Below are 12,405 nucleotides of genomic sequence, written 5' to 3'. Positions count from 1 at the left end.
CCTGTTTCAGGGGCTATAGTTGTTAAGGGCTCAGGCTAGTTATTCAGAGTAATGTAGCTTGTCGCCGTATCTCCGCTGTCGTCGTATGCCGTGATAGAAACCACCAGCTTACCTTTGTTTTGAGCCTTGGACAGTGTTGCAGTGCTTCCGAACACACCACGAACCTGTCCATTTACCTTCCAGACATAACTGGAAATCTTACCGTCAGGGTCACTACATTTCGATGTAAATGACCAGCTCAGCGGGGTCTCAGTGTATGTCAGGTTACAGGTCGGCGGGGTGTTCGGTATCACGTCAAAGTCTACCGTGACAACCCCTCTCTGGCCCTGCTTACTGACCACGTCCATTTCAAGCTTATATGTGCCTTCCATGATGTTCTCAAACGTCTGTGACCAGTAGTTTTTCCCACCATCAACAGGCTTACCATTCAGCTTAAAGGTTACATTATCAATTGAGTCTGCCGAGTGGGCCAGCTTCACACTTGACCTCATGGACAGATCCAACGGTGCCCTCATAAACTTGCTGGAGTATTTCGGGTTAACCGTTATTTCCATCGGGCTCTGTTCGTTCACGACGAAAGTATAATCAACCCGGGCCTCATTATTCCGGTTATCCTTCAGGACATAAGTGAGTGTATGGGTACCTGATTTTGTTACCTGGAATACCTTGTTACCGTTATTGTCGCTGGACAGCGTCATCGCATCTTTGTTGTACTGCCAGTCCTGGGTGAACACAACACCCGGATAAGATACATCCACGTCAGAGACCGATACAGCAAGCTCTGAGGGGATCATGGTGTATTTCAGTTTTGTATTCAGGCGCGGTTGCGGGAATTTGTATACCCAGGATTTCACGCTGATTTTACGTTTCGCAATGGTCCTGTCCTGTGCCTCCGGCATGTAGGCCTGATAGGTAAAGGCTGCATACCCACGGGCATCTAACATGTCTTCGGTCAGGACAGTATCCAGCAGACCACCTTGTTTAATGCTGCCATCAGGGAGCACCCACTCCTCGACAACCTTAGCATCAGATGAATACTCGATATTTGGGTTCGTATAGGTACCCTGCAAAGTTACTTTTTTACCTACCTCAACCTGCGAGTTCCCATCGACCCTAACAGACAATTTCTTGTGCTTAATGACGGTTACTCGGGCCCTGGTTTCTTTCCATGCCGATGTCCCGGCCATATCGTCGGTCTCGGTATACCGTACTTTTGCAAAGATATATTTTGGAACCTCAGAGGACGTGATCATGTATTTCACGCCGCCCTCAGTCCATTCCTCTCCATCCTCGGACCACTGAACTTCAACTGCACTGCCCTGTACATCTTCATTGTTGTCAGTCAGTGTTACCGGGATGCTGTGGCCCTCAAGAACCTTGCCCACTGAAATAACCGGTTTCGGCTCTCTGTACGCAACGACTGTGAGATTATCGGTATAGGAGACCTTACCGGTGTACTTGTTGGTCAGTTTGGCACGGTAAAGCCACTTACCAACCTCTTTTTGTTTAATACTGACGCTTCGAAGACCCGTCATATCTTCAATCGTGTTCCAGGTCGAACCATTGTTACTGGAAATCTGCCATTCAGTTGGGCTCAGGGAATCATAATCATCGGTACTTTTCGTCCTGAATGAAACCATTGCCGACAGAGGAACACGGCCGACAATAAGCGATTTAGACAGACCACCTTCGAGGTCAGCCCCTTTATAAACCCTTATATTGGTTGTTGACGTCTCACGTTTGAGAACAAAATCTTCAAACGGGCTGCGAACCGTTGCAACGGCGATAATGCGGTGGCTACCCAGTGTCAGATCATCCATGTTGAGCTCACCAGTCGCAATCCCCTCAGAGTTGACGGCCAGATTACCTGTCAGTGGTGTGCGCTCTGATACCGATACATCTTTACCGGTTTCTTGATCAGTCACCCATTTGGAAGTGACTTTATACACCACCACATCCCAGTTACCCATAGTGGAAGCATCGTACAATGTACAGTTACAACTGTTATTCCATTGCCCAATGTTAACCGACACCGGCACCTTGAGGCTTGTCGCTGATTTACGCTCTTCAACCTTCATGTAGGCACGAATACCGAAGTTAGGAACTGTATAAACCTTAAGCACACTGGATGAATTTATGCTGGCTTCATTTTCATAGGCCGCATCGATATTGACATTCGTTTGCGTCCACAAAGGTGCTGCCGGGACCTTTATACGCTCAGAATAAGTGACCGGTGTATCACCCCCCGACTTATTCTTGTAGGTTTTAGTTTTAGCGTCCTGGCCCTCTACCTTAGTCGTAAGGACAATGTTTGCAGGAACTGATTTTGCCAGTACCTTAGCAGCGTCCCCGCCAGTGATGTAAACCAGAGCTGTATTCTTACCGAGGGTATCTACGGTTTTACTTAGTTTGTAGGAAATCTCCGGTGCAAACGGTTCAACGGCATTAAGCGTTTTACGGTTATGGGTGGCTAGGGCTTTGGAGCCTTTTGTATTAATCACATAGACGTTGTAGTCAAGGACGTTATCGCCAACTTTAGAGAAGTAACCTGTCAGGCCTGGCGCCTTAGATTTCGAGTAAAATTCGAGACCTGATGGAACGTTGTTCCACTGAACATAACAGGCTGTGCCGTAAACGCCTGTACCGAACTGGCTCAGGAGCGCCTGTGCATCTTCCTCAGTGGAGAAAATCTTACAAGTATTCCCTGATAGCTGTGTAACCAGTGAGGTATAAGGACGCACGTAACTGTAAATTGTGGATGCAGAGTCAATGGACTTCAGCGTGAAAGTCATCGGCATATAGGTGAAATCGATGTTATACGTTTTCGATATACCGTTAACGTTCTCAGCCACAACCGTCAAAGTATGGACTTTGTTTGTTTCGAGTGACGGCATCGCCTGCAACCGGTAGATCCCTTTGACGTTGGTCGGGCTGTAGGAAGCCATGACATTGTCAATGACGACACTCTTGATATCGGCCACGCCCTCTTCACCCTGGAATGCAGCAATAACGATTTCATTCAGGAAGTAAACCTGATCACGCTTAACAAGCTCTGCGCCCTCCTTATAGACGGAAACAGATGGCTCATCAGAAAGAATAAGTTTTGCTTCAGGCTCTGTGTAGTTCGAGTCGTTACCCGCTGTATTCGAGACAGAATACGTCGCATTGTAAGACGCGCTAGCCAGATCGCTTATGTCAAAGAAATAGACAAATTTACCCGCAACTTCCTGGTACCCGGCAACCGGCTGAAGAGTTCGGCGGGATGGTGATGACCAGATTTTGTTGAAGTTTAGCTCCGTACCATCATCTAAAGTAACTTTTGTGGTTGGAGAGAAACTACCATCAGGTGCAAGTGTGAGCGACATTGCAGCCGGTTTCCACCAGTCACTGGTATCTGACCGGGCCGGTACCGAAACAGCGACAGCGATCGTCTGGGGAGCAACGTAGATATCTTTATCGCCGACTTTGAATGCGCGAGCTTCTTTAGAAACGTTCCAGAAAGTGGTATCTACCGCTGGAGCACGATAATCCCAGCTTAGTCTGACGTTAGACGTCACGGGTGGTGAGAAGTAATTATTGAATGAATTTAAGGTAACACCTACATCCCTGGTGCCGAAATCTGAACTTCCATCGGTAATACCCACACTGCCGGTCGTAATGGTACATTTTGATGCACCAGCAGCAATGGCGCATGAGGTTCCGGAGCCGACAGAAGCGACCATATCATAGTCACGCGGTTCGACGGTGATATCAATATTCGAGAGCGTTTCATTTTTAATGTATGAAGTCAGCGATAGACCGGTAGAGCCGTTGCTCATTGAACCTTTTATAGTTGAAATCACAGGCGCGACTGGGGCAACAGTCTTGAAGATGTACTCCCCTTCCCTGACGATGACTTTTTCTCTTTCTGTCCCCGAGTAGTAGGCGATTTGCCAGGGCAGTTTGATATCACCAGCTATCGCAGGAATACCTTTTAGAGAAAATCCATTGGCAACCGGCATACCTGAGTTATTAGGCAACCATTCAAACACACATTTAAGGCTACCAGTGGTACTTTTCACATTGGGATCAGAAGAAACGTCGCAACCATCCGAAACCGGAATGGCAGTCACCGTGCTTTGTTTTACGAATGCAGTATTTACAGCTGGGCTGGTCGAAAATTTGACATCAGGTAATGACGTTTCCAGTGTTCCAGAAACCATTATCGATTCTGCGTTTGAAAAAGCACTGAACACAGAACAGAACATCAGCAAAGAGATTTTGTTAATTTTAGTCATGGAACGCTCTGAACGTAGTTATGCCATAGTTGCACCTACTGTATCCTATGAACACAGTGTATTTTCCCAATTAAGAGAAGTGTTTTTTTTGAAATTTCGTGAAAACTGAAAGGGGGACCCGAAAAAGTTACTTTTGAAATTGCGCGTTGGCATTAAGACGCATACACGTTAAAAGCGTGTCAGAAGGAACACCAGGATTTCGTGCCAGTATGACGGACAGGAGGAAAAGACCTAACCGAAGGCATGCGGCCGGTGCAATGCTAATTTTATGTATAAAGTTTGCATCTCGTTCATCCCTGTTAATGGCTACGACTCCAGCCTCAAGCACTGCAGTGGGCTTGCCATCAAAAGTAACTTTTACGTTTTTGTACACCTGCTTGTTCAGGTGCTTTGTTTTCTTATCTTTAAGGACAGCGTCATGAGTAAGGCGAAGGAATGCCATGCACAAGGTGATCACTTCATCGTCACTCAACTTTGTTGAAAAGACCTTTTGACCCGTCCAGTCAAATGCACCCGGCTTGGATTGTAGTGGTCCAGCCAGGATTAGATTGACAGCATCATTGGACTCAGAAAAATTCAGCTCAAGCGCTGATTTACCAGAATTAAAAACCTTTTCATTTCTGAACTTTTTTTGCGGAGAGTCATAAGGAGTTAGAGTTTCCACCAGATATTTCCCTCACCTTCGTTAATTAAATCCTTAACCAGGCCAATGTAGGTGTTTCCCCCAGATTGCTTCATCGCGATGATATAAGCGCTGGTCTCAAGCATTAGATAATTTCCCGAAGGCGCTCCGGGAGGAACCTCATTAGCACTAAGGTTTTTATTGTACTTTTTTTTAACGACCGAAGGGATGTTGTTAATCATTATTGTTTTTTCGTCAACAACCTGAAAATTCAAACTGGTTTCAGCACCTGCCAGACTTACGGCATGAACCGAATCTTGCTTGAAACTCACCAGGTCCGGTTTATTCATAGTTACTAAATAAATACCTAGAAGAGTAATGCATGGAATTATGAATAAACTAACTATTTTAATACTCACCTTCTTCATCTTCATCATATCCCCCGTGGGTCTGGCAAGCAGTAATGTAAAGAATCCTAAGCTGATGTAGAAAATTCTCTGCTGTTGCTCCACCTACAAATGTTATCATTCTGTTGATTCTGGTACCGGCATCCTCAAGCTCAAACTCAGCGACTCCACAATCTGACATAATAGTCATAGTGTTTTCGTCTGGGTCATCATCAAGCGAAGGGGGGATAATAATAGATAGGATAACAGTATCTACTGGTGCTATTTCCCAGTCGTGACCTTCACGTGCCATAGGAATTATCTGAATAAAATACCCATCCAGAATCAATGAAAGTGGATTTCGCGTGCTATCAGCAAAACCAAATGTATTGGCAGCTTCTTCGAAGTTTAAGCCAGAACGCTCAATAATCTTGAGAAGTTCCTGCTTTCGTACCCCATGGTAAATCATGCCATCTGTCATCTGTAGTTACTCATGTGCTTTGATGGATAGTGTGTTGCTAAAAATCATATCAAAAACAGACTGCTCCTACCTTAACCAGAGCGAGTAAAAAAATTTAACCTTCGCACTGACTCTATAGGTTTATCTAATCTTAGCTTAACATGTAAGCAACCATCCCTCGAAGTTTTTAAACTCAAAAGCTCAACGTAAACGAGCTGAAACCAGCAAATGGCACGTATTATTCACTTGTTCAACAAAATCATCAATCCAAAGACACATTTTTAAATGCAACAAAAGTCACTTTTTTCAGAACTGGCCTAATTTAACCCGTATTAGAAACTGGGACTGGGATTGAATAGCGAGACCTTAAACTGAAGCATTCAGGAAATGCATCGCTTTGATTTTGATGTACCGCCTTGTAAAACAACACGTTAAACTTACATGACGATACAAAACGTTATGCTTTCTCTTCGGTTCTTTATCGTTTGATGTGCCAGTAAGAGAGCGATTAAACCCTGACGGAGAATGAAGGCAACGCACAAGGGGTCTGACCTCTGATAACTTTTTAGCCACGCCTGTTTTCACTCTACTTAGTAAGGATTCTCATAAATAGCTAAAAAAGTCACTTTTACAGAAATCTGACTATGTCATGAAAAAAAATAGTAAAAAAAGAGCATTTTGGCTCGCTGGCGACCTCATCTCCGCACGCATAAAGGTATGATCTAGCAGAGGTGATAAATGACTATTCTTTCAAATCTAAGTATTGACCTGAATGATTTCACTGGACGGATTCTAATCGTCAGTGACCTTTTTGGTCACTTTGAATTATTAATCAAAGGGCTTTCAAAACTGACACGGCCCGGCGATGAAGTGGTTATTATAACAACCGGTAATTTATTTGACTGGGGCCCGTCTGCCCCCCAACTGCTTGAAGCGGTTGTTTATAAAAAATTTGGTGACAGAAAAGTACACTTTTTCACGGTGGTAGGTTTTCATGAAATGCTTATGACTGATGCTATCACTCAAAAGAACCTGAAAAGCTTCCGGTACTTTCCAGATACGCATACTCGTAAACACTGGAGAAGTTTAGGTGGTAGCTGGCATGACTCATACGATCAAATTTTGCTTGAGCGTGATATTTACAAAATCGACTACCCACTGTTCATCAATCTCAAAACAAGGCTTGGTAATTACATAATCGGCTCCTCCGATATCCCTCAGGATGGCCGGGACTGGAGCGATATCATAGCTACCTTAAACAAAATGGATAATCAGAGTCTTCGAATTATGGCGAGCAACATCACCAGAAGCCGGTATTTCCTTGAATCAGGAAATTCAATAGAAGGCATATCACTTGTCGTTTTAGGTGCGCATCAACCCGATCACATAGGACAGATTTTCAAAGGTGAGGCTGCATTAGCTAAATCCACTGTTTGTCTTTTCCCTAACAACTGGGATGGGTTATCAGCTGCACCACTGGACTTCAAAATTCGATTTATTGACATTACCGAAACAGAATCCGGGAGTTGCTATGAATTTTAGAGCTTTAGCATGTCTTTTCTTGTTGCTACCCACCGCAGGTAATGTTATGGCCGATTCTCAGCTTCAGCTCAGTTCGGATGTTATTGTTGACCAGCACCAGGAAACCGTAAAAGGCAAAACGAGTTATTTTAAGAATAAAGTCGACGATGCGAAATACATCCGGATTAGCAATCAGGCGGCATCGTTCCCATTAATCCTTTCGCTACCAGAAGTTAATTATTCTGTCATTGTTAAGAATGGACACGCAACGTTGGCATCTGAAGGCAAAGATCTGATTTGGGTAGAACCAGGCAGCTACGTTATACTGCACATTAAAGAAGGCGCGAAATTCTATGATTTCATTCCCGTGGTCTACATCATTGGGAAAGACACCCCCAAAGCTCTTACCGTTATACCAGGTAAAGAAATAAGCGCTGCAAAATTGACAGAAATAATTGATTATAAAAATTCTCCAGTGCAAAAAACACTGACCAGCAAAGACAAAGTAACTGGCTTATCGGATTTTAAAAACATAAAGAAACTTAAAACAGGATTTTATAAAATACAAGTCAATCAATTTACATCCGTGAATTTTGATAAGGAAATCTACATAATTTCACGAAACAATATGCTGGCAGGTTCGCAATACTTCACTAGAAAACTGATTGCCTATCCACGCGAACAAATAATTATAAGCATTTCCGGAGAGACTCATGTTAAAAAATAGCCTGATGCTTCTGGCCGCGTTATTTCTTACCGCATGTCAACAGTCACCGGGCTGGCATAAAACGCTTCCTGCAATAAGCTATAGCCCTGTTAAAACTATTGATATGCCCGGAAAAGTCTCAGGCAATTATACTGTCCGCGTAGTTAATGCTGGAATAGAAGTCTATGTTCTAATTGAAAATGGTTATAATGAGTTTATGACTGTCAACAAACTGTCATTATACGGTAATCGATGCGGGTATGAGTCTCAAGAGGAGTTACTCATTCCTCCCGCCTCAGTCAGTACCTATATGGTTCCTAACATTGCATTATTAGGTCTGTGCTATACAGATGATATCAAGATGATTTTCGTAAACAATAAATTCAATGGGTTATCCAGGAATAAAAAGGATACACCTGTCCCTCTCGAAGTGTTGATGCAGTTTAAACTTACTTCTGCAAAAGAAAATGAGGAATATAATGACGTTATTTATAGCTCGTGGAATTAAGAAAATAAGCGTAGCTGCATTCGCTTTAGCAATGACAACTGTCCCAACCTGGGCCTTTACCTACACCATTGATTCCAATCCACAGGGTGCAGCGGTCATTAATGTGATTACAAAGGAAAGAGTCGGTGTGACTCCCGTTAAAGTGGAGATACCAGATACGCAGGAAGGAAAGACTTTCGGTATCCTGTATAAAGACTACCGAAATGTAGCCCTCATGATTTACAAACCAGCGCCAACAGCAGAGAGAGCCTTTACGAACAGTCCGCCGGTTGTGGTCACAAGCGCTCTTCCGGGAGAGTATCCGTTAGGTGTAAATATCGATGAAGCTCGGGATAAAGTAGTTGTTGATTTGCGGCCAGTAATGTCACAACCAGTAATCCTGCAATAAAAAAGGGGCCTTAGCGCCCCTTTTCTTTTTAAGCTACCTGCCGTGTTTTCACACCTAACTGAATCAGTTCTTCTTCGTAAACCCTGTCAATTGCTTCCGCATATGTATATCCGTCACTAATAAGGTCCCAGATTTTGCGACGGTCTGCCGGGTCAGTTGTAAAACAAAGTTCCATCTTACGGTCAACATAAAGACGTACGATTTGCTGTACATTCTCAAAACGGATCATAATCTCCGAAAAAACAAACTTTTCAGTCCTGATCAACTTCATTCTTTCGTACTCTGCTGAGGATGCTGAAATGTATTTGTTCTTCTCCATGGAATCAATCGCCTCTGGTGACTGCTTCATGATAAATTTCCATGGCGAGTTGTTGGCAATTGCGATACCAATTGGAGACTTGTAGAAATCTTCGAAGCTCTGTGTAATACAGATACCAGCACAGTTTGTTTTACGGAAACGACGCCATGCTGCTTCAAGGAATTTCGTAAAGAAATTCACAGCAGCGTCATCACCGTTACTTTCACCGATATATTCCCACGCTTCATCAAGAATGAATAACCGCCGACGTCCATCCTTCTTAATAAACATAGCATGTTGAGCAGCCTGAATAATCGACATCAGCACAACCCACTGTAAATGAGGGGTAGGTTTAAGCTCTTCCAGCTCAAGTACAATAAACCGGCTATCAAAATCAATTGGTGGCAATGATGTGGTGAACCTGCGCCCATAAATACCGTCCTCGCACCACGGCCCCAACTGCACACCAATATCTTTAATCTCTTGTTTCGAGTGGTTTTTACACTTTATGGCAAACCCGGTGACAGATGGTAAATAATTATCCTCAGGTGATTTAGCCTCTTCTATAATTAGGCGAAGCATTTCAGCTTCCTGGTAATCTGTAATATTACCACTACTGGATGCCATCAATTTAATCTGATTAAGAACCATAATAGTTTGTGAAATCAGATCCGATTCCTTGTTTGTGTCATCTTCCCCTTTCGCGATTCCATCCAGATTTTCATCACCAGTGTATTTCTTAACCATAAAAGCGAATGGGTTAAGAGAAAAAGTAGCATCAACGCCAAAATCGATAAACTGGGAATCTTCAAACTGTTCAGCAAGACCCTGATATGAGCGACCTATATCGACGACAAACACCTGAGCGCCATCTGGTGACGCATTAAATTTGCCATTCAGATCCAGCGGTGGAGCGAACTTGTCGGAAGTAAGTATTTGACGCACATCATCAAAATGGTAGAGCGGGTTTATATGCTCACCAGAACACAGATAGTTAAGAATAATGTTGTTTGCTGCAAATGATTTACCTGCCCCGGATGTTGCGCCTACGCATACGTTGTAACTAGCAGATGTTTCAAAAATATCAATCATGACCAGCTGCCCTTCGCGTGTTACAAAGGGTATAACCGGATTCGCAGAGTTTCCTTTCCACGGCCCGAAAATAGGAGCTAAGTGAGCAGCGCCCGTGTTCGTCATGACATCTCCACGATCCATATCTCTGAATGTAGATGGGTCATTACATAACGGTAAAGCTGACATTACGCCTGAGAAGCAAATATAACTGTCATCTGCTACAATTATTTTTTTCTCACTGTAGTAGCTCATCAGACTTTTTGCAGCCGTTTTCACTTTTTCCAGAGTGTTGTCCATGACAATAAATGTCATGTACGTCTGTAGTAATTTTGCTTTATCTTCCAGCTCTCTTGTCAAAGCCGAGTAATCTTTATCCATATCGGCGAGACGAGGTAGATATTTTAGGACAATTGGAATTTTTGACTGGTTATCTGTAATTGCCTTATAACGCAGATATTCTTTCTGTATTTTCTTTTGATATGGAAACTGGACGCAGTAATTGATAATGAATGGTGAAAAAATGGTTTTACTTCCAGTCATCCAGTCAACCACGAGCTCATAAATGGCCCCAAAATTGACATATTCAGGAAATTTAGTCATAGACAGGTGCTTGAAATAACGCTGAGCCGTTTCATCACCATCAGAGGTCAATGAGGAAAAATAATCTTCCCCTACCTCATACTTCCGGCCTGGAATGTTGACCTGTTTGTTAAGTGGCATTAATGAACTGGATTCAAGACCGCCATATTTCCATCTGGAGTCTTTGCCTGGGTTCAATATTTTATCAACGCTGTATAACCACATATCAGCGTCACCTATAATTGGAGAAAGGGTTAACCCTTTCAGTTTTGCCAGAAGGTCTTTAAACAGTGCATCGAGTCGCATTGCTTCGGATTCGCTTGGCGAGAAACCCTTAATAGGTATCCGCACGGTTACCCATAATTCGAAATTCCTGAGCTTTAACTCATCGGCCTGAGTGATTTTTATACCATCAGCAACCTTCAACGGATCATATTGGCTTTTCGTCAGATAGTCGAGTGAGTATACAGTCAGCAGGTCAGCTTTTTCGTTATCCCGCCCCCCCATTCTGTTACCGCGTCGGCGTAACCATCGGGACAATGAAGTATTGACATCAGGTAACGCTGTCAATGTCATTTGCATAATGGACTCAGCAGGGAAATCCATTTTAAACAGATCCGTCATCAGGTTTTGTTGGTTATCATATAATCCAGGTGACGGGTTGCAGACAAAAAAGAAGCCTACTGCATTATCTTCCAGCAAAAAATAAGGCGCATCCACCATTCTGTCGACCACCGGAATGAAGTGACCTAAGTTATATCTTTCCAGTTCTTTTGCGAGACGTGAGTTGTTCATACTTTTTCCTTACATTCCGTGGAACTCTATATACATTCATTGGATCGGCTAGAAAGAACTACCGGTGACTCCGTTCGCCGTTACGCCTTTAGTGCTGCGTTGCTGCTGCTGCATGTTGTTACGAGCGCTATCCTGAACTTCCAGCGGCACAATTCGGGCCGGGTTTTTCAATGCTGAATCACCAGCAACCCACGTTTGAGGTTTGACGTTGACATATACATAACCAGGGAGGTTAAGTGCGTCGTTATCGTCAGTGTAAGGTGCAATAAGAACACGCATGACCTTCCCTTGCCTTAACACGGCCAGAGGTTCCGGAGCGATAACAGCCTGTCGGGTCCCCTGTACCTGATACTGACGCTCCTGATATGAGCTCAGCGTTGGGTTTACAGGCTTACCGTCAAACTCTGAATACAGGCCTTTACCTGCTGGTACCTGCTGTTGCGACACATAACTTGCCGTTGTCAGTGGTTTCACCGGCTGGGGTGTTCCGGAGAACAACGGTTTAGGGCCAGTGCTAACCACTGGTTTTTGTGGGTACTGAACGCCTGGCGGTGGAGTTAAGGATGTTGGATACTTACTATCCGCAATATCCTGCTTTCCCCCATCACCTTCCTTTTTTAAATACTTTAGATCGTCGTGATTGTTAGTGGCTTCCATAATTGCCCGGGGGCCCATACACAGAACGCCTTTTTCAATACCCGGGCATGAGCTCTCAGATTGACCGATGCAACCAGATAAAGTAGTCACCGCAGCAACAGACATGAGTAATTTCGTGATGTTATTCATATGTA

The 12,405-nt window shown here is 43.8% G+C and carries 10 protein-coding genes; 4 read left to right on the top strand and 6 right to left on the bottom strand.

Annotated elements, in window-relative coordinates:
* Positions 1 to 35: 35 nt before the first annotated feature.
* The 4 genes from L2I46_RS24235 to L2I46_RS24220 all read right to left on the bottom strand — a co-directional run bounded on the left by L2I46_RS24235 (position 36) and on the right by L2I46_RS24220 (position 5,766).
* Positions 36 to 4,277, bottom strand: a complete 4,242-nt coding sequence (locus tag L2I46_RS24235; protein ID WP_014839945.1) for an Ig-like domain-containing protein — start codon at positions 4,275 to 4,277, stop codon at positions 36 to 38.
* Positions 4,278 to 4,404: 127 nt separating this feature from the next.
* Positions 4,405 to 4,941, bottom strand: a complete 537-nt coding sequence (locus tag L2I46_RS24230; protein ID WP_017901053.1) for a hypothetical protein — start codon at positions 4,939 to 4,941, stop codon at positions 4,405 to 4,407.
* Positions 4,929 to 5,327: a hypothetical protein gene (locus L2I46_RS24225; protein WP_125316040.1), complete on the bottom strand. Its 399-nt coding sequence runs from the start codon at positions 5,325 to 5,327 to the stop codon at positions 4,929 to 4,931. Before L2I46_RS24225 ends, L2I46_RS24230 begins: the two co-directional genes overlap by 13 nt.
* Positions 5,308 to 5,766 (bottom strand): hypothetical protein, encoded by a 459-nt coding sequence (locus L2I46_RS24220; protein ID WP_014839947.1) that lies wholly within the window; start codon positions 5,764 to 5,766, stop codon positions 5,308 to 5,310. The genes L2I46_RS24225 and L2I46_RS24220 overlap by 20 nt, the downstream gene beginning before the upstream one ends.
* 717 nt (positions 5,767 to 6,483) lie before the next feature.
* Between L2I46_RS24220 and L2I46_RS24215 the strand changes: the two genes are divergently transcribed.
* From L2I46_RS24215 to L2I46_RS24200, 4 genes are read left to right on the top strand one after another with little or no spacing between them, the layout of a single operon-like run.
* Positions 6,484 to 7,287 (top strand): metallophosphoesterase, encoded by an 804-nt coding sequence (locus tag L2I46_RS24215; protein ID WP_014839949.1) that lies wholly within the window; start codon positions 6,484 to 6,486, stop codon positions 7,285 to 7,287.
* Positions 7,277 to 7,993: a hypothetical protein gene (locus L2I46_RS24210; RefSeq protein WP_025999326.1), complete on the top strand. Its 717-nt coding sequence runs from the start codon at positions 7,277 to 7,279 to the stop codon at positions 7,991 to 7,993. Before L2I46_RS24215 ends, L2I46_RS24210 begins: the two co-directional genes overlap by 11 nt.
* Complete coding sequence (locus L2I46_RS24205; protein WP_014839950.1) at positions 7,980 to 8,480, top strand: hypothetical protein; 501 nt, start codon at positions 7,980 to 7,982, stop codon at positions 8,478 to 8,480. The genes L2I46_RS24210 and L2I46_RS24205 overlap by 14 nt, the downstream gene beginning before the upstream one ends.
* Positions 8,452 to 8,868 (top strand): hypothetical protein, encoded by a 417-nt coding sequence (locus L2I46_RS24200; protein ID WP_014839951.1) that lies wholly within the window; start codon positions 8,452 to 8,454, stop codon positions 8,866 to 8,868. The genes L2I46_RS24205 and L2I46_RS24200 overlap by 29 nt, the downstream gene beginning before the upstream one ends.
* 28 nt (positions 8,869 to 8,896) lie before the next feature.
* On the opposite strand, the gene L2I46_RS24195 is transcribed toward L2I46_RS24200, so the two are convergent.
* Positions 8,897 to 11,614, bottom strand: a complete 2,718-nt coding sequence (locus tag L2I46_RS24195) for a TraC family protein (RefSeq protein WP_017901057.1) — start codon at positions 11,612 to 11,614, stop codon at positions 8,897 to 8,899.
* A gap of 48 nt (positions 11,615 to 11,662) precedes the next feature.
* On the bottom strand, positions 11,663 to 12,400 hold the full coding sequence (locus L2I46_RS24190) for a TraV family lipoprotein (RefSeq protein WP_014839952.1): 738 nt from the start codon (positions 12,398 to 12,400) through the stop codon (positions 11,663 to 11,665).
* Positions 12,401 to 12,405 lie beyond the last annotated feature (5 nt).

It is taken from the genome of Klebsiella sp. 2019SCSN059 (assembly GCF_021739525.1).
In the GTDB taxonomy this organism is placed as follows: domain Bacteria; phylum Pseudomonadota; class Gammaproteobacteria; order Enterobacterales; family Enterobacteriaceae; genus Klebsiella; species Klebsiella quasipneumoniae.
The sequence above is the reverse complement of the archived record's forward strand: the minus strand, read 5'-3'. Positions and strand labels throughout refer to the sequence as shown.

What these genes read in the sequence shown, in the direction of transcription:
- L2I46_RS24235 (WP_014839945.1), bottom strand. Translation starts at nt 4,277, where the DNA reads ATGACTAAAATTAACAAAATCTCTTTGCTGATGTTCTGTTCTGTGTTC.
- L2I46_RS24225 (WP_125316040.1), bottom strand. Translation starts at nt 5,327, where the DNA reads ATGAAGAAGGTGAGTATTAAAATAGTTAGTTTATTCATAATTCCATGC.
- L2I46_RS24220 (WP_014839947.1), bottom strand. Translation starts at nt 5,766, where the DNA reads ATGACAGATGGCATGATTTACCATGGGGTACGAAAGCAGGAACTTCTC.
- L2I46_RS24215 (WP_014839949.1), top strand. Translation starts at nt 6,484, where the DNA reads ATGACTATTCTTTCAAATCTAAGTATTGACCTGAATGATTTCACTGGA.
- L2I46_RS24210 (WP_025999326.1), top strand. Translation starts at nt 7,277, where the DNA reads ATGAATTTTAGAGCTTTAGCATGTCTTTTCTTGTTGCTACCCACCGCA.
- L2I46_RS24205 (WP_014839950.1), top strand. Translation starts at nt 7,980, where the DNA reads ATGTTAAAAAATAGCCTGATGCTTCTGGCCGCGTTATTTCTTACCGCA.
- L2I46_RS24200 (WP_014839951.1), top strand. Translation starts at nt 8,452, where the DNA reads ATGACGTTATTTATAGCTCGTGGAATTAAGAAAATAAGCGTAGCTGCA.
- L2I46_RS24195 (WP_017901057.1), bottom strand. Translation starts at nt 11,614, where the DNA reads ATGAACAACTCACGTCTCGCAAAAGAACTGGAAAGATATAACTTAGGT.
- L2I46_RS24190 (WP_014839952.1), bottom strand. Translation starts at nt 12,400, where the DNA reads ATGAATAACATCACGAAATTACTCATGTCTGTTGCTGCGGTGACTACT.